General features: G+C 57.2%; 18 protein-coding genes. 13 read left to right on the top strand and 5 right to left on the bottom strand.

The annotated features are described in order from the left end of the window. Positions 1–99: 99 nt before the first annotated feature. Positions 100–858, bottom strand: a complete 759-nt coding sequence (gene yihA, locus HHJ19_RS00800) for a ribosome biogenesis GTP-binding protein YihA/YsxC (RefSeq protein WP_296903210.1) — start codon at positions 856–858, stop codon at positions 100–102. A 194-nt stretch (positions 859–1,052) separates the two neighbouring features. Here yihA and HHJ19_RS00795 point away from each other — a divergent pair, with 194 nt between their 5' ends. The 5 genes from HHJ19_RS00795 to HHJ19_RS00775 all read left to right on the top strand — a co-directional run bounded on the left by HHJ19_RS00795 (position 1,053) and on the right by HHJ19_RS00775 (position 7,307). Next, positions 1,053–1,712: a c-type cytochrome gene (locus HHJ19_RS00795; protein WP_296903208.1), complete on the top strand. Its 660-nt coding sequence runs from the start codon at positions 1,053–1,055 to the stop codon at positions 1,710–1,712. A gap of 203 nt (positions 1,713–1,915) precedes the next feature. Continuing rightward, complete coding sequence (locus HHJ19_RS00790; protein WP_296903206.1) at positions 1,916–4,141, top strand: cytochrome c biogenesis protein ResB; 2,226 nt, start codon at positions 1,916–1,918, stop codon at positions 4,139–4,141. Beyond that, complete coding sequence (gene ccsB / locus HHJ19_RS00785) at positions 4,138–5,529, top strand: c-type cytochrome biogenesis protein CcsB (protein ID WP_296903205.1); 1,392 nt, start codon at positions 4,138–4,140, stop codon at positions 5,527–5,529. Before HHJ19_RS00790 ends, ccsB begins: the two co-directional genes overlap by 4 nt. A gap of 125 nt (positions 5,530–5,654) precedes the next feature. Then, positions 5,655–6,653, top strand: coding sequence for a protein-methionine-sulfoxide reductase catalytic subunit MsrP (msrP, locus tag HHJ19_RS00780; RefSeq protein WP_296903203.1), 999 nt, complete (start codon positions 5,655–5,657; stop codon positions 6,651–6,653). After that, positions 6,654–7,307 (top strand): sulfite oxidase heme-binding subunit YedZ, encoded by a 654-nt coding sequence (locus tag HHJ19_RS00775; RefSeq protein WP_296903201.1) that lies wholly within the window; start codon positions 6,654–6,656, stop codon positions 7,305–7,307. It begins immediately after the preceding gene. A gap of 119 nt (positions 7,308–7,426) precedes the next feature. Here HHJ19_RS00775 and HHJ19_RS00770 read toward each other — a convergent pair whose 3' ends face one another. The 3 genes from HHJ19_RS00770 to HHJ19_RS17975 form a co-directional block, all read right to left on the bottom strand. Then, positions 7,427–8,236, bottom strand: coding sequence for an MBL fold metallo-hydrolase (locus HHJ19_RS00770; RefSeq protein WP_296903215.1), 810 nt, complete (start codon positions 8,234–8,236; stop codon positions 7,427–7,429). A gap of 78 nt (positions 8,237–8,314) precedes the next feature. Next, positions 8,315–9,607 carry a diaminopimelate decarboxylase gene (gene lysA / locus HHJ19_RS00765; RefSeq protein WP_296903199.1) on the bottom strand — a complete coding sequence of 431 codons (1,293 nt, stop codon included), beginning with the start codon at positions 9,605–9,607 and terminating at the stop codon, positions 8,315–8,317. A gap of 171 nt (positions 9,608–9,778) precedes the next feature. Next, positions 9,779–10,006 (bottom strand): lipoprotein, encoded by a 228-nt coding sequence (locus HHJ19_RS17975; protein WP_366929370.1) that lies wholly within the window; start codon positions 10,004–10,006, stop codon positions 9,779–9,781. A gap of 12 nt (positions 10,007–10,018) precedes the next feature. Here HHJ19_RS17975 and cyaY point away from each other — a divergent pair, with 12 nt between their 5' ends. Next, a complete protein-coding gene (cyaY, locus tag HHJ19_RS00760) occupies positions 10,019–10,354 on the top strand; it encodes an iron donor protein CyaY (RefSeq protein WP_296903197.1) in 336 nt (111 codons plus the stop codon). A 58-nt stretch (positions 10,355–10,412) separates the two neighbouring features. Here the strand turns inward: cyaY and HHJ19_RS00755 are convergent, their stop codons facing one another. Then, positions 10,413–12,821, bottom strand: coding sequence for a penicillin-binding protein 1A (locus tag HHJ19_RS00755; RefSeq protein ID WP_296903196.1), 2,409 nt, complete (start codon positions 12,819–12,821; stop codon positions 10,413–10,415). Between the two features lie 269 nt (positions 12,822–13,090). On the opposite strand from HHJ19_RS00755, the gene HHJ19_RS00750 reads away from it, so the two are divergent. From HHJ19_RS00750 to HHJ19_RS00720, 7 genes are read left to right on the top strand one after another with little or no spacing between them, the layout of a single operon-like run. Next, on the top strand, positions 13,091–14,170 hold the full coding sequence (locus tag HHJ19_RS00750; protein WP_296903195.1) for a pilus assembly protein PilM: 1,080 nt from the start codon (positions 13,091–13,093) through the stop codon (positions 14,168–14,170). Continuing rightward, on the top strand, positions 14,167–14,835 hold the full coding sequence (locus HHJ19_RS00745) for a PilN domain-containing protein (RefSeq protein ID WP_296903194.1): 669 nt from the start codon (positions 14,167–14,169) through the stop codon (positions 14,833–14,835). Before HHJ19_RS00750 ends, HHJ19_RS00745 begins: the two co-directional genes overlap by 4 nt. 22 nt (positions 14,836–14,857) lie before the next feature. Then, positions 14,858–15,532 carry a type 4a pilus biogenesis protein PilO gene (locus tag HHJ19_RS00740; RefSeq protein WP_296903192.1) on the top strand — a complete coding sequence of 225 codons (675 nt, stop codon included), beginning with the start codon at positions 14,858–14,860 and terminating at the stop codon, positions 15,530–15,532. Beyond that, positions 15,529–16,080, top strand: coding sequence for a pilus assembly protein PilP (locus tag HHJ19_RS00735; protein ID WP_296903191.1), 552 nt, complete (start codon positions 15,529–15,531; stop codon positions 16,078–16,080). Before HHJ19_RS00740 ends, HHJ19_RS00735 begins: the two co-directional genes overlap by 4 nt. Beyond that, positions 16,077–18,254 (top strand): type IV pilus secretin PilQ, encoded by a 2,178-nt coding sequence (locus HHJ19_RS00730; protein WP_296903189.1) that lies wholly within the window; start codon positions 16,077–16,079, stop codon positions 18,252–18,254. The genes HHJ19_RS00735 and HHJ19_RS00730 overlap by 4 nt, the downstream gene beginning before the upstream one ends. A 41-nt stretch (positions 18,255–18,295) precedes the next feature. Then, positions 18,296–19,507 carry a hypothetical protein gene (locus tag HHJ19_RS00725; protein WP_296903186.1) on the top strand — a complete coding sequence of 404 codons (1,212 nt, stop codon included), beginning with the start codon at positions 18,296–18,298 and terminating at the stop codon, positions 19,505–19,507. Positions 19,508–19,514: 7 nt separating this feature from the next. After that, entirely contained in the window at positions 19,515–20,036 is a 522-nt protein-coding gene (locus HHJ19_RS00720; protein ID WP_296903185.1) for a shikimate kinase, read from the top strand. Positions 20,037–20,067 lie beyond the last annotated feature (31 nt).

Here is a 20,067-nt window from a genome sequence, read left to right as displayed (position 1 = left end):
TTTTCTATCGCTACTTAAGCCTATAAATAATGGACCACAGGAGGTTTTTTTAAATAACGATGCCAGACAGTTATTTTCCGCAGCGTAGTCCGCACGGCCTCAAGGCTGCGCGGGCGCCGGTGAAACTGCCGCTTCGGCGGCAGGCTCGGTGTCAGCGACCGCCTTGGGCGCCTTCACCGGTTTTTCCTTCGGGTGCGCCCAGTCCCACAAGTGCTGGGCCACTTCCTCGACACCCTGGCGTTTCAGCGAAGAAAAGAGTTTGACGTCGCCGCCGCCTGCCTGCAGCTTGACGATCTGCAACGCCTTGGCGGCATCGGTCTTGTTAAGTTTGTCAGATTTGGTCAGCAGCACCAGAAACTTGAGCCCTTCTTCAACGCGGGGCCGGATCACGTCGAGCAGGATTTCGTCAAGCTCGGTCAGGCCCAGGCGCGGGTCGCAGAGCAGGACCACCGCTTGCAGGTTGTCGCGCGTCTGCAGATAGTTGCCCATCACCTGCTGCCAGCGGTATTTGGCTTCCTTGGGCACGGCCGCGTAACCATAGCCCGGCAGGTCGGCCAGCACGGCATCGGTCACGCCCTGCTTGCCGAGTGAAAACAGGTTGATGCTTTGCGTGCGGCCTGGCGTTTTCGAGGCGAAAGCCAGCCGGTGCTGCTGCGTTAGGGTGTTGATGCAGGTGGATTTGCCTGCGTTGGAACGCCCGACAAAAGCAATTTCAGGTACTTCGATGCGCGGCAGGTGCTTGAGTTCGGGCGCGGTGGTCAGGAATTTGGCCGTGTGCAACCAGCCCATCGCAATTTTCGGGTCGGGTTTGGCTGGAGCTGCCGGCGCTGAAGAAGGCAAGGAAGTGGTGGAGGTCATGATGGGGCGGTCCCTGAAGGTGGGTGGCGGGCGCTGCAGGCGTGACGTGCGCGGTAATGGCGTAAAAGGCGCCGGTCTGCTGCCCGGGTGCATGAGGCGGCGGCACCAAGTCCCCCATAATGAGAGCTGCCACCAAGCATTGTAAAATCAGAACCTGACAAGTTATCTGCGCCAACCAATTAAAAGTCCCCGATATGAAGCTGTTTGCTACTTCCCTCCTGGCCGCCTTGCTGGCCGTGCCTGCCATGTCGTCATTTGCCGCGGGTGAAGCAGTGCCTGTCGTCGCTGCAGCGCCAGCATCTGCCAAAGTCGCCAAACCTGATCTGGTCAAGGGTGACGCAACGTTTACGGCGGTTTGCGCCGCCTGTCACGGCGCCGATGGCAATTCTGGCACGCCGGCCTATCCCAAGCTCGCGCAGCAGCATCCGGAGTACCTGATCAAGCAGTTGCAGGAGTTCAAGTCCGGCAAGCGCAAAAACGCCATCATGATGGGTTTTGCCACAGCGCTGTCCGAGGACGACATGAGAAACGTGGCTTATTGGGCCACCTCCAAAAAAGCCAAAGCCGGTTTCGCCAAGGAGAAGGACCTCGTCACGCTGGGTGAGCGCATTTACCGCGGCGGCATTGGCGATCGCCAGATCGCCGCCTGTGCCGGCTGCCACGGCCCCACCGGGGCGGGTCTTCCCGTGCAGTACCCGCGCCTGAGCGGCCAGCATTCGGAATACACCGCGGCCCAGTTGACGGCCTACCGTGACGGTGTACGTAACAACAACATTGCCATGAGCCAGGTCGCGGCCAAGCTTAATGACAAGGAAATCCGTGCGGTAGCCGATTACATTGCCGGCTTGCATTGAGCACAGCTGGGGCAACCGGCAAGTCGCAACGCGAGGCAAACCTCTTTAGTTGGCGTGAATACGCGTAAAACGCCTGTGACATTGAACCCAGGCCGCCAAAATTAATCACAGCAAGGCGGGTCTTTCCAAGGAAAGTCCGCCTTTTTTCTTTTCAGTCCCTTTTTTCACCCCCTCACCAGCGCCGCCAGGCTTGAGTTTCACGTATGACAGTTTCCACCGAAGGCATGAAAGTCAATTGGGGCTCGCGTCCCTGGCGGGCGTCCGTGGAGTTGCTGTCGTCAATGCGCTTCTCCATTTCCCTGCTGACAGTCATCTGTATTGCATCAGTGATTGGAACCGTCCTCAAGCAGCAGGAGCCACTCGGAAACTACGTGAACCAGTTCGGGCCTTTCTGGGCCCAGGTGTTCAGCTTGGTGAGCCTGAACACGGTCTACAGCGCCTGGTGGTTTTTACTGATTCTGGCCTTTCTGGTGGTCTCTACCTCCCTGTGCATTGCCCGCAACACGCCCAAAATACTGGCTGACTTCAATCAGCTCAAGGAAAATGTCCGGGAGCAGAGCCTGAAGGCCTTCGGCCACCGTGCGCAGGCGGCACTTGCCGAGTCGCCCGAGGCGGCGGCCCGTCGCATCGGCCAAACCCTGGTGCAAAGCGGCTGGAAGGTCAAGCTGCAGCAACGAAGCGCCGGCTGGATGGTGGCGGCAAAAAAGGGGTCAGCCAACAAGATCGGCTACATCGCCGCGCACAGTGCCATTGTGCTGGTTTGCGTGGGCGGGCTGCTCGATGGCGACATGATGGTGCGGGCCCAGATGTGGCTGGGCGGCAAGTCTATTTATACCGGCGGTGGCCTGATTGCCGATGTACCTGCGCAGCACCGGCTGGGCGAGCGCAACCCGACTTTTCGTGCCAATCTGCTGGTAGCTGAAGGCACTCAGTCGAGCACAGCCATCCTGAACCAGCCCGGCGGCGTGTTGCTGCAGGAGTTGCCCTTTGCCGTGGAATTAAAGAAATTCATCGTTGAGTATTACTCCACCGGCATGCCCAAGCTTTTTGCCAGCGATATCGTCATCCACGACAAGGCGACGGGCGAAAAAACGAATGCGCGGGTTGAGGTCAACCATCCCGCTAACTACAAGGGTGTGGAGATTTACCAGTCCAGCTTCGACGACGGCGGCTCCAGCGTCACGCTCAAGGCTGTCCCGATGGCCGCAGCCAGCAAACCCTTCGAAATCCAGGGCACGATTGGCGGCTCCAGCAGCCTGATCAATGGCGAGGGCAACAGCGCTGAAAAACTGACGCTCGAGTACACCGCGTTGCGTGTCATCAACGTGGAAAATTTTGGCGCCGCTGGCAACTCGGGCGGCCCAGCGACGGCCGGAACCGATGTGCGCAAGGTTGATTTGCACAAGGCCATCGAGACGCGGCTGGGCGCTGCCAACAAGACCACGACGAAAAAAGAGCTGCGCAATGTCGGCCCCAGCGTGAGCTACAAGTTGCGCGATGCGTCGGGCCAGGCGCGTGAGTTCCAGAATTACATGCTGCCGGTCAGGATGGATGACAACCCCGACAGTCCTGCCATGTTCCTGATGGGCGTGCGTGAAAACCCGGCTGATTCCTTCCAGTACCTGCGCATACCGGCGGACCCTGAGAGCAGCATGGACACCTTTGTCCGCCTGCGTGCCGCGTTGGCCGACCCAGCGCAACGCGAGCAGGCTGTCAGGCGCTATGCCCGTCTGGCGATTGGAGCCGACCGCCCGGAGCTGATCCAGCAGCTCACGGAGTCGGCTTCGCGTGCGCTGACCTTGTTTGCCGGCGCTGATGGTGCCGGCGTGAGCGTTGGCAAGGCTAAACCGGTCGCTGGTCTGCAGGCGATTTCGGACTTCATGGAAGCCAACGTACCAGAGTCCGAGCGTAGCCGGGCTGGGGAAGTGCTGGTCCGCATTCTGAATGGCGTGCTGTTTGAACTCACGGCGATGACCCGTGAACAAGCCGGTTTGAAAGCGCTGCCGCAGGACCAGAAAACGCAGGCTTTTATGTCACAGCTGGTACTCGGCCTGTCGGATGCACCTCACTATCCGGCCCCAATGACATTTCAGCTGACGGATTTCAAGCAGGTCCAGGCCAGCGTGTTCCAGGTGGCGCGCGCCCCTGGCAAAACCATTGTCTACCTCGGCTGTGCTTTCCTGATTCTGGGCGTATTCGCGATGCTGTACATACGCGAGCGCCGCATCTGGGTCTGGCTGGCACCGGCTGCACACAGCCCTGCAGATACCAGTGCCGAGCCGGATGTTCAGGGCAGGGCAGGGCATTCAATGTCAGAATCTGAGGAAACCAGTCAAGCCACCATGGCTTTTTCGACCAACCGTAAAACGATGGATGGCGACAAGGAGTTTGAGATGTTGAAGACGAAACTGCTGCAGGCACCCCAATGAATACCATCACGAGTATCAACACCACCACCCTGTCTGCCGGGCGAAACCATGACACGCCAAGCCTGAATGAAGCCTATTTTGCCCGGCGCAACGTGCTGGACTGGGTGTTCGCGGTGCTGGTGGCGGGTGGTTTTGTGTATGCATTCGCCCGCTACAACGGCTACATGGATGTGTACGAGAAAGGTATTTTGATGGCTGCCATTCCGGCCGCCATTGCCTTGGGCTGGTTCTGGCGCCCTTTGCGGGTTCTGCTGGCCGTTGTCGTGGGTTTCGCGTTGCTGGGTGTGGCGTCTTACCAGGGCGATCTGGCGCGCGCTGAACAGGTGTTCTGGCTCAAGTATTTTCTGTCCAGCCAGTCCGCCATTTTGTGGATGAGCGTCCTCTTTTTCATGAGCACCATTTTTTACTGGCTCGGCATGTTCGCCGGGAACAAACCTGGCGTCAATGGGGCTTCAAGCCATAGCGCCACGCTCGAATCTCTGGGCTCGAAGATCGCTTGGGTCGGGATCGGCATGGCGTTGATCGGCACGCTGGTGCGCTGGTATGAAAGCTACCTCATTGGGGCCGACGTCGGGCACATACCGGTCAGCAACCTGTATGAGGTGTTTGTGCTGTTCTGCTGGATGACGGCGGCGTTTTACCTGTATTTTGAAGCGCAGTACAAAACCCGTGCGCTGGGTGCATTCGTCATGCTGGTGGTCAGCGGCGCGGTCGGCTTTTTGCTCTGGTACACCGTGATTCGCGAAGCTCATGAGATTCAGCCGCTGGTGCCTGCCCTCAAAAGCTGGTGGATGAAACTGCATGTGCCCGCCAACTTCATCGGCTATGGCATGTTCTCGCTGGCTGCCATGGTGTCCCTGTCTTATCTGGTCAAGCAGCAGGCCCACGAGACCCGCTGGTACAAGCTCACGCCTTTGTGGCTGCTGGCCGTGGTGCTGTGCTTTGTGCCGATTGTGTTCCGCAAGTCGCCTCTGGAAGCGGGCGCAAGCAACTATTGGGTCGGTTATTTGCTGGTGGCTGGGTTGATCGCAGCAGGTATTTTGTTCGGCCGCAAGCATATTGCCGCTCGCCTGCCCAGTCTGGATGTGCTGGACGATGTGATGTACAAGGCAATCGCCGTCGGTTTTGCGTTTTTCACCATTGCCACGGTGCTGGGCGCGCTCTGGGCCGCTGAGGCCTGGGGTGGCTACTGGAGTTGGGACCCTAAAGAAACCTGGGCACTGATCGTCTGGCTTAACTACGCTGCCTGGCTGCACATGAGGCTCATGAAGGGCTTGCGCGGGACCGTGGCGGCCTGGTGGGCACTGGTCGGACTGGTTGTGACCACCTTCGCCTTCCTGGGCGTCAATATGTTCCTGTCCGGCTTGCACAGTTACGGAACCTTGTAGCAAGGGAAGTCTCTACCTGACTTGCCGCTATTCGCGCAAAAGTCACGCAGAGGCGCTCAGGCTGAATCCTTGTGAGAAGTCGCTGCGTATCACGACCTACATTAACGAGAGTCAAGGACTTCACCATGCTCATCAGGACCAACGCCAACGGATTTGACCATCCACTGCCCAGCGAAATAACGCCACAAGGCATCTACCATGGACGGCGTGAGCTGATCAGACTGATGGCCAGCGGCGCGGCTGGGGCGGCTCTGTCCGGCTGGGCCGGGCGCGAGGCCCTGGCACAGACGGTGCAAAAACCCGGAAAGCTGGCCTCATTGGCGGGTGGCAAATCGGCGTTAGCCGGCGCGGTGACGATGGAAAAGATCACCGACTACAAAGACGCAACCACCTATAACAACTACTACGAGTTTGGCGTCGATAAGGCCGAGCCTGCCAAAAATGCGCACACACTGCCCACAAAACCGTGGTCGGTTGCGGTAGAAGGGCTGGTCAAACAGCCTAAAACTTTCACGCTGGAGGACCTGATCAAACTCAGTCCGCAGGAGGAACGCATCTACCGCCTGCGCTGCGTCGAGGGCTGGTCCATGGTGATTCCCTGGGTGGGTTATTCACTGTCTGAACTCATCAAAAAAGTCGAACCGCTGGGGAGCGCCAAATATGTCGAGTTTGTCACGCTGGCTGATCCCAAGACCATGCCATTTGTGGGCTCGCGCGTGCTGGACTGGCCCTATGTGGAGGCGTTGCGCATGGACGAGGCAATGCACCCGCTGGCGCTGCTGACATTTGGTATGTACGGCGAAGTGCTGCCGAACCAGAATGGCGCGCCGGTGCGCATGGTCCTGCCCTGGAAATATGGTTTCAAAAGCGGCAAAAGCATTGTCAAGATACGCTTTACCGACAAGGAACCCCGCACGGCCTGGAACAAGGCTGCAGCACAGGAGTACGGCTTTTATTCGAACGTCAATCCGGCGGTGGACCATCCGCGATGGAGTCAGGAAACCGAGCGCAGGATTGGTGAAGATGGACTGTTTGCGAAAAAGCGCAAAACGCTGCTGTTCAACGGGTACGAGGCACAGGTCGCGCAGCTCTACGCCGGTATGGATCTCAAGAAGAACTTTTAAATGATCTCGCGCCAAAAGCTGCTGCTGCATCGGGCGGCAAAGCCGGTTTTGTTCACCGTCTGCCTGCTGCCCTTTGCATGGCTTTTCTACAGCGCTCTGACCAACCAGCTTGGGGCCAACCCGGCCGAGGCGCTGATTCGGGCGACGGGAGACTGGACGCTGCGCTTTGTCTGCATAGTGCTGGCGGTGACGCCCTTGCGAGTCATCAGCGGCACGCCGGCACTGGCCCGCTTTCGCCGCATGCTTGGCCTGTTTGCCTACTTTTATGTTGTGGTCCACCTGCTGAGCTACAGCGGGTTTGACATGGGCTTTGATGTAGCCGACATTGCCAAGGATATTGCCAAGCGGCCCTTCATCCTGGTCGGCTTCTCCGCGTTTGTGCTGCTCACGCCTTTGGCGGCGACTTCATTCAACGCGGCCATCAAGGCCTTGGGCGCCAAGCGCTGGCAATGGTTGCACAAGCTGGTATACCTGATTGCAGGCCTGGGTTTGCTGCACTTTTTCTGGATGCGGGCCGGCAAGAACAATTTTGCCGAAGTGTTTGTTTATGTCGCGATCGTTGCGCTCCTGTTGATCTGGCGGGTATGGCACCACTTCGGTCGACGTCAGGGGCAACGCCTGACCGCGACGCGGCGAGTAGCCAGCCTGCGCTGAAAGTTTTTTGCTATTAAAAACGGAGCTACTGGTACCCGATTCTGTTGGACGACAACCATTTTTTTAAAAATTCCAGTTTGCCTGGCAGCGCGCAACCCGCTGCTATCGACCGGCCACGGTCATCGCTGGGCCATCCGCCTCACCACCGGGTCAATCGCTGTAGTAGGCAGCTGATAAGAGCGTTCATCAAAAAGGTCGATGCCGCACATCAGGCTGTCGATCCAGTCAAAAAAATCGTTGATCGCCTGCTTGCCCGTGATGGGCGCGCCGTGCTGGGGTACCAGCATGGAAATGTCGAGCTGGCGAGCCATGCGCACCCACAGGCGGAGGATTTTGTTGGCCACCATGTAACGCTGGTGAAAGCCTTGCATTAATGGAATATGGGCTTTTAAGTCAGTCACCGGCTGGGTTGCCTGGGTGCCGGTCATCATTGAAACCGCAAGATCACCTGTGAAAAGAATGCGGCTGACCGGATCGTAGAAGTGGAAGTTCCCCTCCGAATGCATGAAATGCGCGGGCAGCAGCCACAATTCATGACGTCCCAAGGGCAAGCGTCCCCCGCTGTCGGGCACGCCAATCACGCGGTTGTCGGTTTTGCCGACTTTGGTGAAGTGGGGGGCGAAGCGTTCCCAGACGCATGAGATCACCAGCATGGCCTGGGTGCTTGACATCCAGCGGTCCAGCGAGGCAATGATATCCGGGTCGGCGTGCGACGCAATAATATAGGACAGCTTCTGCGGTGAGAAGTGCCGCGTCATGCCCAGGAAGAGTTCGTTGTACGCCAGGTTGCCACCAGGGTCGATGATGGCACCGGTGTCATCGTCAACAATCAGAAACTGGTTGGCTTGAACTGCCTGCCCATCTTCTTCAATGAGGTCGGTAAACATGTAGCAGGCATGATTTTTATCGCGGTAGAGTTCCAGGGGCATTTGGCTATCGCAGTACAGAAAAGCTGCGACTTTACGTCGACCCGCGCAAGTCACCGTTGATTTGCGTCAATCATGTGCTCATGACAACAGTTTTTCGCCCCGGAAGGTGTCCGCAGCTGATTCGCGAACGCGGATGACATGAACTTTGTCGCCATCGACGAGTAACTCTGCTGCTCGGCCACGCGTGTTGTAGTTGCTGGCCATGCTCATGCAATAGGCGCCCGCTGACATGACCGCCAACAGGTCGCCGGCGGCAACGTCGAGGACGCGGTCGTGGCCAATCCAGTCACCACTTTCGCACACGGGGCCAACAACGTCGTAGGTCGTCTCAACCTGATTTTCCGCAATTCCCGGCAGCGCGACCGGGACGATGGCGTGAAAAGCCTGGTACATGGCGGGTCGCGGCAAGTCGTTCATGGCCGCGTCGACGATGCAGAAATTCTTTTGGTCGCCAGGTTTCACATACAGCACTTCCGTGACACAAATGCCGGCATTGCCGACCAGCGAACGGCCGGGTTCTATCATCAGTTTTTTGCCACCGTAGCCTCGGGAGTCCAGTTTGGCGAGCAGTTGGCGCCAGAGCATATCTGCCTCGGGTGGTGTGTCGCTGCTATCGTAATTTATACCCAGCCCGCCGCCAAAATCAATATGTTCCAGCGCGATGTCCGCGCCTTCAATTGCCGCTACCAGGTCCAACACCCGGTCCAAGGCGTCAAGATACGGGGTAATTTCAGTAATTTGTGAGCCGATGTGGCAATCTATGCCGATAACCCGAAGGTGTTCAAGCGAAGCGGCGTGCTGATAGATTCTCAGCGTGTCTTCATGGGCCACGCCAAACTTGTTGCCCTTGAGTCCAGTTGAGATGTAGGGATGGGTCTTCGGGTCGACATTGGGATTGACGCGGATGCTCACGGGAGCCTTCAGCTTCATCGTTCCGGCTACTTCCGAGAGTACGTTCAGCTCCGCTTCACTTTCGACATTAAAGCAGCCAATACCGGCCGCAAGCGCCTGACGCATCTCGGCTCGCGTTTTGCCGACGCCTGAAAAAATGACTTTCCGCATGTCGCCGCCTGCCGCCTGCACGCGTTCCAGCTCGCCGCCAGAGACAATGTCAAAACCGCAACCCGCGCGCGCGAAAACCTGGAGCACGGCCAGCGATGAGTTGGCTTTCATGGCGTAGCAGATCTGCGCCTGGCGCCCTTTAAACCCGCGCTGGTAGGCGGCAAGAGCCGACAGCATGGCGGCTCTTGAATAGACAAACAGCGGCGTTCCGTGCAGATGCGCCAGCTCACTGACGCTTACCTCTTCGGCAAACAACTCGTCGTTGCGGTACGCAAAATGGGGATATCCGGGAAGCGGTGGCAGTGTCATGATTGGCAGCGGAGAAGGGAACGTTTGTTGGCGGGTCCGGGCGGCGAAGCAGCCTGCACAGGTTGATGGTGCAACTGGAATGATTTCGACGCCTTTATTTCTGGCTCGGGATGTCCTTGGTAACAGCGGCAGGGTTCTGCAGGGCAAAGGGTTGGTTCCGGGGCCGGATGCTCATTGGGCCGCGGAGGCCGCCTGCCCGGGTGTGATCACGGCGGGGTTGGCAACAGGACCAGAGGGCTGGAGCAGCGAAGTGGCCGCCAATTTTGGCGGAAGCGGGAGGAAAAGCGGGCCCTTTTGGCCGCAACCTGTCAACGCGGCAACGCCAACCACGAAGGCAACAAGGCCATGGCTGCCCACACTGGCGCGAAGGCGGCCTAAAATTTGAAGTGAAAAAACCATAACAGGATTGTAATGACGGACCTTCAATATCAGGATTTGGCAGAAAGCGTACTCAAGTCCATCGAGATGGAATGCGATCGGCTCAATGATGAGACCGACGCCGACATTGACAATCAGCGCTCGGGCGGCATGATCACGCTGACATTTTCAAATCGCAGCCAGATCGTCATCAATCTGCAAAAGCCGCTGCAGGAAATCTGGATGGCTGCCAAAGCAGGTGGATTTCACTATAAATTTGATGGCGTGCAGTGGTTGGATACCAAGAACTCCAGCGATTTTTTTGCCAATTTTTCACGCTATGCCAGCGAGCAGGCGGGTCAGCCTCTTGTGTTCAAGGCTGCCGACTGATCGTCGCTGGGAAGAAATGAGGGGCTTGCGCACCCCCGCTTCAACCAGCCGAGGTGGATCAGTTTTTGAAAAGATCGAGAATCCGCTTCTTTTCATCAGAGGGTGGCAATACCTGAATCGCCGCTCCAGGCGGCGCGGCGCCGGCCGAGCTGCCAGCCGCCGGATCCTGTTGCATGCCGACGCTGCTGACCCCCGCACCCTTGGCGTACTCGTTGTAGTACCACTCGCCGTTGATGCTCACAATACCTTCGGGTGGCGGGTATTCGGTGACGGCAACGCCTTTGAGCGCATAGTCCATGAAGTTGATCCAGATGGGCAGGCTCAGGCCGCCACCAGTCTCACGATCGCCAAGTTTTTTGGGCGTGTCGTAGCCCATCCAGACCGCTGCCGCGAGCGTAGGCTGAAAGCCCACAAACCAGGTATCAATCGAGTCATTGGTCGTGCCCGTCTTGCCGAAAATATCGGGCCGTTTGAGCATGGCCTGGGCTTTGGCTGCCGTACCCGAGCGGGCTACCTCCTGCAACAGGCTGTCCATGATGAAGGCATTTCGGGAAGGGATACTCCGCATTGATTCGTTCAGAACCGGCGGGGCACTTTCCAGCAGGACCTTGCCGCGTTGATCGGTGATTTTTGTGATTAGATAAGGATTGACTCGGTAGCCGCCATTGGCAAAAACCGAGTAGCCCGTGACCATCTGCATCGGCGTTACCGAGCCAGCGCCGAGCGCCATCGTCAGGTAAGCCGGGTGCTTGTCCGCGTCGAAGCCGAAATGCGTGATCCAATCCTGACCATATTTGGCACCAATGGATTGCAGGATGCGAATGGAAACCAGATTTTTTGATTTTTTCAGCGCCGTGCGCACACTCATCGGTCCTTCGAAAACACCGTCGTAATTCTTGGGCTCCCAGGGTTGGCCTCCCGTGACGCCGGCATCGAAAAATAGCGGTGCGTCATTGACCACGGTGGCGGGGGTGAAGCCTTTCTCCAGCGCCGCCGAATAGATAAAGGGCTTGAAACTCGATCCAGGCTGTCGCCAGGCTTGTGTTACGTGATTGAACTTGTTCTTCTCGAAATCAAAGCCGCCTATAAGCGCCCGCACTGCGCCATCGCGTGGATCCATTGCAACAAAAGCCCCCTCGACTTCGGGGAGTTGCGTAATTTCCCAGGTGTTTTTCGGAGTTTTGGCAACCCGAATCAGGGCACCACGACGAATTTTGATATTGGGCCCGGCTTTGTCCGCCAGGCCGGATTGCGCGGGCTTGAGCCCTTCTCCAGTGATTTCCACTGTTTCGCTGTTTTGGCGCATCGCGAGAATCCGCTTGGGGTTTGCCTCCAGCACCACTGCCGACATCACGTCTCCGTTATCGGGATTGTCGGCCAGAGCGTCGTCAATAGCATCTTCCGTTTCCTGCGGATTGGCAGGCAGGTCAATAAACTTTTCAGGTCCGCGGTAGATTTGGCGCCGCTCGTAATCCATGATGCCTTTGCGCAAGGCTTTGTAGGCCACGATCTGATCGCTGGCTCGCAGCGTGGTGTAGACATTGAGGCCGCGGGTATAAGTTTCATCGCCGTATTGGCCGTAAACCAGTTGCCGCACGGTTTCGGCAACATATTCCGCATGCACGCGCCCGGCGTCACGGCCAGTCTTGACCTCCAGCTCTTCTTCTTTTGCTGCCTTGGCCTGTTGGGCGGTGATAAAGCCGTTTTGCTCCATGCGCTCGATGATGTAGAGCTGCCTCGAACGCGCACGGGTCGGGTTGATGATCGGGTTGTATGCCGAGGGGGCCTTCGGCAGGCCGGCCAGCATGGCGGCTTGGGCAATGGTGATGTTCTTCAACGGCTTGCCGAAATACGCTTCCGACGCGGCGGCAAAGCCATAGGCGCGGTTCCCCAGAAAGATCTGGTTCATGTAGATTTCGAGAATCTGGTCTTTCGTCAGCAGGTGCTCAAGTTTGAAGGTCAGCAGGATTTCGTAAATCTTGCGTGTATAGCTTTTTTCGGCCGAAAGGTAAGCATTTCGCGCGACCTGCATGGTGATGGTTGACGCCCCCTGGCTTTTTGCCCGGCCAACATTGGCCAGACCGGCCCGGATCACGCCGAGATAGTCGACGCCGCCATGCGAAAAGAAGCGCGCGTCCTCGACTGCCAGCACCGCATCTTTCATGACCTGCGGAATATCCTTGATAGGAGTTAGATTGCGGCGCTCCTCGCCAAACTCCCCAATGACCACACCGTCAGCCGAATAAACGCGCAACGGCAACTTGGGCCGGTAATCGGATAAATCCGAAATATCGGGCAGGTTGGGATAGGCGACAGACAGCGCGACTGCCAAAAACAGCACAAGCGCCGCAACCGCCGAAAGTGCCAGAACTCCACCCCACAAGCAGAGCTTCGTGAACCAACGCAGCCAGGATGCCCGTTTTACTGGATCAGATTTTGAATCGGGAGAAGGGGGGGAAGAGGGCATGTTGGCAATCGTAAAGACACTTGGAAATTATAAAAACTTCGGAAAGTTGGTCGTATCAGGTCGAAAACAAAATACGACACTGTTACACACCCGAATAGTGCGTTACTACCCGTTTACATTAGCGTGAAGGCTCAAAACCGTCTGCTTTTGACAACATCCTTGCTGTCGCAAACAGGAAAATTCCTTACTGCACAAAGGGCTTACTGCTACTATTCAAGTGAATTCTTAAGTATGCAAGGCTACATATTAGCTGTCATTTAGGGGCCGTCTTGATCTCTTTGGGATCGTTATTCAATCGCCAGCAGCCCGCTTTGCTGGGCCTTGACATCAGCTCATCCAGCGTCAAGCTGGTGGAGTTGAGTCGTGACAATGCCGGTAACCTGGTGCTTGATCGTTGCGCGATCGAGCCGTTGGAGCGTGGCTGGATTACCGACGGAAACGTCGAAAAATTCGATGAAGTGGCCGATGCGGTTCGCCGGTTGGTTAAGAAAAGCGGGACGCGCACCAAAAATGTGGCGATGGCGCTGCCTGCTTCGGCCGTTATCAGTAAAAAAATTATCCTTCCTGGAGGGCTAAGCGATGCCGAGCTTGAAATTCAGGTCGAATCCGAGGCCAACCAGTACATTCCATTTTCGCTCGATGAGGTAAGCCTGGATTTCTGCGTGGTTGGACCCAGCGCCACCTCCAGCGGCGATGTGGAAGTACTTATTGCCGCTTCGCGCAAGGAAAAAGTGCAAGACAGGCAAGGGCTTGCGGAAGCCGCAGGACTCAGGCCGATCGTGGTTGACGTGGAATCTTACGCGTCTCGGCTTGCCACGGCGCGGTTGATCGAGAACATGCCCAACAAGGGCGTGGATACCATGGTCGCGTTGTTTGAAGTTGGTGCTTTGACCACCAGCATGCAGGTGATCAGAAATGACGAGGTCTTGTATGAGCGCGATCAAGCTTTCGGTGGTGCTCAACTTACGCAGCTGATTGTCAGGCAATACGGATTTTCCGCCGAAGAGGCTGAAAGCAAAAAGCGCAGTGGCGACTTGCCGGAAGACTATGAGTCAGGGGTTCTGAAGCCATTTGTTGAGAGCATGGCGCAAGAGATCGGTCGTGCCCTGCAGTTCTTTTTCACCAGCACGCCGCACAACAAGATTGACTACGTGATGCTGGCGGGTGGTTCCTCGGCGTTGGCGGGGCTGACCGATTCGGTAACGCAGCAGACGTCGTTTGCCTGCTTGTTAGTGAACCCTTTCGAGGGGATGGAGCTTGGCAGCGGCATACGGGAAAAGAAAATGCGGCGTGAGGCGGCCTCCTACCTGACCTCTTGCGGCCTGGCCTTGCGGAGGTTCCTGCAGTGATTTTGATCAATCTGCTCCCGCACCGCGAGGCAGCGCGCAAACGCAGGCGCGAAGTATTCTTTGCAACTCTTGGCGCGGCTGCGCTGCTGGGCGTTCTAATTGGCGGTGCCACCTACTCTTGGTACCTCACGCAGATAGACAGCCAGCGCGGAAGAAATACCTTCCTGCAGTCGGAAATTACCCGTCTTGACGGGCAAATCAAGGACATTGCGAGCCTGCAATCCGAGATTGCGTCGCTCAAAGCGCGTCAAACTGCCGTGGAAGATCTGCAGGGAAACCGCAATCTGCCGGTGTATTTGCTCAGCGAACTGGTCAAACAGCTGCCCGACGGTGTGTATATCAACAGCATGAAGCAGGAAAATCAGACCGTTCTTGTTACGGGTGTGGCCCAGTCCAACGAGCGGGTCTCGGAATTGTTGCGTAATTTTTCTAACAACAGCCCTTGGTTAACCAAGCCCGAACTGGTCGAAATTACCGCCGGCACCGTCGCATTAAGTGCGCGCGACCAGCGCCGTGTCTCCAATTTCACCATGCGCGTCGGCCTCAAGCGTGCCAGTGATCCGAAAACTGCCGGTTCTGCCGCAGGAAACTCTTCTGCGGCCCCTGCGGGACCCTCCACTGCCGCCAAGCCGGCCTTGGCCGATTCCGTTCCATCCAGGGCGTGACTAGGTTCGAATGAGACTGATCATGGCAAAAACCCTCAAACCCTCAATTGATTTCGCAGGCCTGCAGAACATTGCGCGGTCTCAGTTCACTGGTCTTGACCCGAACGATCCGCCGTCCTGGCCAGCTCTGCCGCGCTATCTCTTATGCGCTTTTGTAACGGTGCTTGTGGTTGTCGCACTCTGGTTCCTTTGGTTGAACGCTTCCGATGAAGAGTTGGCTGCCGAGAAAACCAAGGAGGTTCAACTGCGGGAAGACTATAAAAAGAAGCTCACCCAGGCGGTCAACCTTGAAGCTTTGAAGAAACAGCGCGAACAGGTCCAGCAATATGTAACCCAGCTTGAAAAGCAGCTGCCCAGTAAAGCTGAAATGGATGCGCTGCTTTCCGATATCAACCAGGCAGGTCTGGGGCGCAGTTTGCAGTTTGAACTGTTTCGACCGGGTCAGATCAGCGTGAAAGAATATTACGCCGAGTTGCCCATTGCAGTGCGCGTGACAGGCCGCTACCATGATTTGGGAGCTTTCGCGGCAGACATCGCCAATCTTTCCCGTATCGTAACCCTCAATAATCTGACCATTACGCCGGTCAAGGACGGTAACCTGGTGATGGATACGACGGCAAAAACCTTCCGCTATCTTGACAACGAAGAAGTGGCCCTGCAACGCAAGAGCGCCCCCGCGAAGGGAGCGACAAAATGAGATTCATGACTCATGCGTTGATCGCCAGCTTGACGATGGCCTTGTTCGGGCTGGTCGGTTGCGGCTCGTCTGACCAGGAGGAGTTGCAGCAATGGATGACAGAGCAGCGTAACTCTACAAAACCTCAGGTGAAACCGCTGTCGGCGCCTGGCAAGTTCTCACCAGAAACCTATGGACAGGAAGCTGCGATCGAGCCTTTCAGTATTCAGAAGCTGACACAGGCGCTGAAACGCGATTCCAGCCAGGCAACTGCCAATGCAGCGTTGATAGCACCGGAGTTGAGCCGACGCAAAGAGCCGCTTGAAGCTTCGCCACTGGACGCTATTGCGATGGTGGGCAGCCTGATCAAGGTCGGCCAGCCGGTAGCGCTGGTTAGGGTCGATAACCTGGTTTATCAGGTTCGGCCCGGCAATCATCTTGGCCAGAACTATGGCCGAATTACCAAGGTGACGGAAACCAGTCTCGCTTTGCGTGAAATTGTCCAGGACGCTGCCGGCGAATGGATCGAGCGAACCGCGACCTTACAGCTATTAGAGGGAAAAAAATGAACAAGCAATCATGTACATCAGCGGGCAAGGAAAGAGTGGGAAATGGCCTGCTGCAGTTGCTTGGCCGCGGGTTGCGCTGTGCTTCACTCGGTTTGGCCGTATTGGCAACTGCCATTCCCATGATGGCGGCGGCGCAAAACTCCATTCAAGCGGTTTCCGGTTCGGTTCAAGGTGGCTCGGAAGTCATCCGGATTGATCTGGCCGAAGCCTTGACTGTTGTGCCGACTGGATTCACCATCCAGACACCGGCGCGTATTGCCCTGGACTTTCAGGGTGTCAGTAACTCCATGGGACGGTCTGCTGTTGAGCTTGGTCTGGGAAATCTGCGCTCGGCCAACGTCGTTCAGTCTGGTGACCGCACCCGCGTCGTGCTCAACCTCAAGTCGCCAGCCGCCTACAAGGCAGAGATACAGGGCAAATCTTTATTGATTATTCTCGACGCGCAAGCAGCGGCACTGCCTTCCCCGGCGGCGTCACCGGTTTTTGCCGAGAGTCGTAATCGCGATACGCTGCCGCTCAAGGACATAGACTTTCGCCGTGGTCCTGACAACTCGGGCCGCATCGTGGTTGCATTGCCCAATAACGAAGTCGGCGTTGATATTCGCCAACAGGGTAAAACCCTGGTTGTCGAGTTCCTGAAGACCGCCCTGCCCGAGGGCTTGCGTCGTCGCCTCGACGTTGGCGACTTTGGTACTCCAGTGCAAACCGTGACCACTTTCCAGTCGGGCGACAAAGTCCGCATGGTGGTTGAGCCCACAGGCCAGTGGGAGCACAGTGCCTATCAAAGCGACAACCAGTTTGTCCTGGAAGTGCGACCGCAAAAAGTCGATCCGGGCAAGCTGACGCAAGGGCCAGGCTACAACGGCGAGAAGCTTTCGCTGAATTTTCAGAATATTGAGATTCGTTCCCTTCTTCAGGTGATTGCAGACTTCACCAACTTCAATGTGGTGACCTCCGACACGGTCACCGGCGCCGTCACGCTCCGCTTGAAGGACGTTCCCTGGGATCAGGCGCTGGACATCATTTTGCAGGCCAAGGGGCTGGGAATGCGAAAGGCCGGCAATGTGCTGCTGATCGCGCCCAAGGATGAGTTGGCGGCCAAAGACAAGCTGGAACTGGAATCCCGCAATGCCATCCAGAGCCTCGAAGCGGTGCGCACGCAATCGTTCCAGATCAACTACGCCAAGGCAGCCGATATTGCCACGCAGATTACAGCCGGTGGCTCTGGGCCTGCCAGCGCGAGAATCCTGTCCACCAGGGGCAGCGTCATCGCCGAACCGCGTACTAATCAGTTGTTCGTAACGGATATACCATCGAAACTGGAGCAGGTGCAGCAGCTGATTGCCAAGCTTGACGTGGCTGTGCGGCAAGTGCTGATCGAGGCGCGCATCGTGGAAGCCACTGACACTTTCGGCAAATCGCTCGGCGTGAAGTTGGGTGGAGGCGATCTCCGGTCGCAGCGCGGCGGCGACGGCGGCTACCAGGTCAGCGGCAATAACCGTGTGGCTTTGGGTACCAACTACGGTAATGCCACAGCCAGCAGCGGTGCCGGCGGTACCGTCGATACCTCAGGCAATTTTGTAAACCTGCCAGCCTCAACTCTCGGGGTGGCCAATGCAGCGGCATCATTTGCCGTATCCATATTCAACGCGTCCGCCAATCGCTTCCTTAACCTGGAGTTGTCCGCGCTTGAGGCCGACGGCAAAGGCAAGATTGTTTCAAGCCCGCGTGTGGTGACCGCAGACCAGACTAAAGCCTTGATAGAACAGGGTACGGAATTCCCTTACCAGGTCGCCACATCGAGCGGGGCCACTTCGCTCGCTTTTCGCAAGGCCAACCTGAAGCTGGAAGTCACCCCTCAGATCACGCCTGAGGGTAATATTATTCTCGACCTGGATGTCAATAAAGACAGCCGTGGCGAGACGACGGCTGCGGGCATCGCCATTGACACCAAACACATCAAGACGCAGGTCCTGGTCGAAAATGGCGGTACGGTGGTCATCGGCGGCATTTTTACGCTGGACGAAACGCAGAACGAAACCAAGGTTCCATTGCTGGGAGACGTGCCTTACCTGGGTAACCTTTTCAAGAGCCGAGCACGTACATCACGCAAGCAGGAAATGCTGGTGTTCATCACGCCAAAAATGATCTCTGATCGCTCTGCTGCACGATAATTGTCGATTTCTCCCCCCTTTGTTAATTCAGGAGTTTCCAGATGCGTTTTTTGTCTTACCTGACGACATTTCTGGTCGTTATGTTGCTTGGTGCTTGCGGGGGGGGCGGCGGTTCTTCCGGGTCAAACCCCAACCAGCCGACTGTTTTCACGACGGCGCCTGCTCAGTTGCTGCTGCCCATTGGCGCCATCGGCCAGTATGAAATCCGGGGCGGCGTTGCCCCCTATACCGTCAACACCAGCAATTCGCGGGTGGTGACTGTGTCGATCAGCGGGACTACTTTTATCGTGAACCCGGTCGGTCAGGGAACTGCCACCATCAGCGTGCGCGACAACAACAACGGCTCTGCCTCGATTGCTGTCACGGTTGGCGACCCCCTGAAGTTGTCCATGGAAACTATCAAGTCTTATGTGGGCGACAAGATCAATGTGCTCATCACTGGTGGCACGCCGCCATACCGCGCGACCAGCCTTGATCTGGCGATTGGCGCTACGGTCAACGGAAACAATCTGCTGCTCGATCTCCGGGCCATCAGCAAGGTTGATGTTGTCGTGATCGATGCGCTGAACCAGCAGGCCAAGGTCAATGTCGAGGTAGTGGCCGGGTCACCACAGTTCAATCTGGTACCGATTGCCCAGTCGATTGCCGAAAATTCGACCCAGCCTATTTTCCTGAATGTCGTCGGTGGCGTTGCTCCGTTGCGTGTGCAAAGTTCTGACACCACCCTGCTGCAAGCCTCGATCCAGGGCAATGTGGTTACGGTGACCACCGGTACCAACCTGCAACGATGCGTTCCGGCAGATGCGCCACCAGTGACCATTACGGTGATCGACGCGCGCGGCGGTTTTGCCACCTCGCTCATCACTCTGGTACGCAATCCGGCGGGCTGCGGTTTGCGCGTCTCCGCCAATCCGGTCACCATGATTGAAGGCCAGACGGTCAAGGTAACTCTCGAAGGCACGTCTGATACTGGCGTCATTTCATTGTTGTCTTCCAGCCCGCAAAAAGTCACGGCAACTTACAGCGCTGGCATCATCACCCTGACAGGTGTGGCAACGACCATCGTGCCGGCTACCACTGAAGTCCGCGGTATCCCCACAGGATGCGGTCCTGCACCGGCCCCCGTCTGCACAACGCAGCCGGCCGCAGCGGTTCCCGAGCACGACGAGCCAGTGACGATTACTGTCGTTGACAGTGGTCCGCCTGCACGCAGCATTCCCTTCAATGTCTCGGTGCTGAAAAAGGCGCCCTGATACCGCTGTGATTGCGCTGGTCGGTCTGCCCGGCTCAGGCAAAACCACTGTCGGGCGGCAGCTCGCCCGGCGGCTGGGGCTTGCCTTTACCGATTCGGATCAAGTGATCGGTGCCCAGCTTGGTTGCTCGATCAGGGCCTACTTTGAACGCGAAGGGGAGGCCTCTTTTCGTGATGTCGAGCAGGCAGTCATTGACGACCTGACCCTGCACGGCGCGGGCGTTCTTTCGACCGGCGGCGGGTCTGTGCTGCGCGAGGCCAATCGTCGGCATTTGCAAGAGCGCTGTTTTGTGATCTACCTGCGCTCCGGTGCTGATGAGTTGTTCAAGCGTTTGCGCCATGATGTCAATCGGCCTTTGCTTCAGGTTGCCGACCCTGCGGGAAAGTTGCGTGATTTGTACGCAGAGCGCGATCCGCTTTATCGCGAAACCGCGCATTTCGTGATTGAAACCGGCCGGCCGTCGGTTGCCATGCTGGTCAACATGGTCATCATGCAGCTGGAACTGGCGGGCATCGTTCCCGCGTCATAGTCAGCAAGTCTTCCAGTCTGGCAACAGCCAG

This window comes from Polaromonas sp. (genome assembly GCF_012927415.1).
Classification (GTDB): domain Bacteria; phylum Pseudomonadota; class Gammaproteobacteria; order Burkholderiales; family Burkholderiaceae_C; genus Polaromonas.
The sequence above is the reverse complement of the archived record's forward strand: the minus strand, read 5'-3'. Positions and strand labels throughout refer to the sequence as shown.

Excerpts from the sequence above, each read along its gene's own strand:
- yihA (WP_296903210.1), bottom strand. The coding sequence starts at position 858 with ATGACCTCCACCACTTCCTTGCCTTCTTCAGCGCCGGCAGCTCCAGCC.
- HHJ19_RS00795 (WP_296903208.1), top strand. The coding sequence starts at position 1,053 with ATGAAGCTGTTTGCTACTTCCCTCCTGGCCGCCTTGCTGGCCGTGCCT.
- HHJ19_RS00790 (WP_296903206.1), top strand. The coding sequence starts at position 1,916 with ATGACAGTTTCCACCGAAGGCATGAAAGTCAATTGGGGCTCGCGTCCC.
- ccsB (WP_296903205.1), top strand. The coding sequence starts at position 4,138 with ATGAATACCATCACGAGTATCAACACCACCACCCTGTCTGCCGGGCGA.
- msrP (WP_296903203.1), top strand. The coding sequence starts at position 5,655 with ATGCTCATCAGGACCAACGCCAACGGATTTGACCATCCACTGCCCAGC.
- HHJ19_RS00775 (WP_296903201.1), top strand. The coding sequence starts at position 6,654 with ATGATCTCGCGCCAAAAGCTGCTGCTGCATCGGGCGGCAAAGCCGGTT.
- HHJ19_RS00770 (WP_296903215.1), bottom strand. The coding sequence starts at position 8,236 with ATGCCCCTGGAACTCTACCGCGATAAAAATCATGCCTGCTACATGTTT.
- lysA (WP_296903199.1), bottom strand. The coding sequence starts at position 9,607 with ATGACACTGCCACCGCTTCCCGGATATCCCCATTTTGCGTACCGCAAC.
- HHJ19_RS17975 (WP_366929370.1), bottom strand. The coding sequence starts at position 10,006 with ATGGTTTTTTCACTTCAAATTTTAGGCCGCCTTCGCGCCAGTGTGGGC.
- cyaY (WP_296903197.1), top strand. The coding sequence starts at position 10,019 with ATGACGGACCTTCAATATCAGGATTTGGCAGAAAGCGTACTCAAGTCC.
- HHJ19_RS00755 (WP_296903196.1), bottom strand. The coding sequence starts at position 12,821 with ATGCCCTCTTCCCCCCCTTCTCCCGATTCAAAATCTGATCCAGTAAAA.
- HHJ19_RS00740 (WP_296903192.1), top strand. The coding sequence starts at position 14,858 with ATGGCAAAAACCCTCAAACCCTCAATTGATTTCGCAGGCCTGCAGAAC.
- HHJ19_RS00735 (WP_296903191.1), top strand. The coding sequence starts at position 15,529 with ATGAGATTCATGACTCATGCGTTGATCGCCAGCTTGACGATGGCCTTG.
- HHJ19_RS00730 (WP_296903189.1), top strand. The coding sequence starts at position 16,077 with ATGAACAAGCAATCATGTACATCAGCGGGCAAGGAAAGAGTGGGAAAT.
- HHJ19_RS00725 (WP_296903186.1), top strand. The coding sequence starts at position 18,296 with ATGCGTTTTTTGTCTTACCTGACGACATTTCTGGTCGTTATGTTGCTT.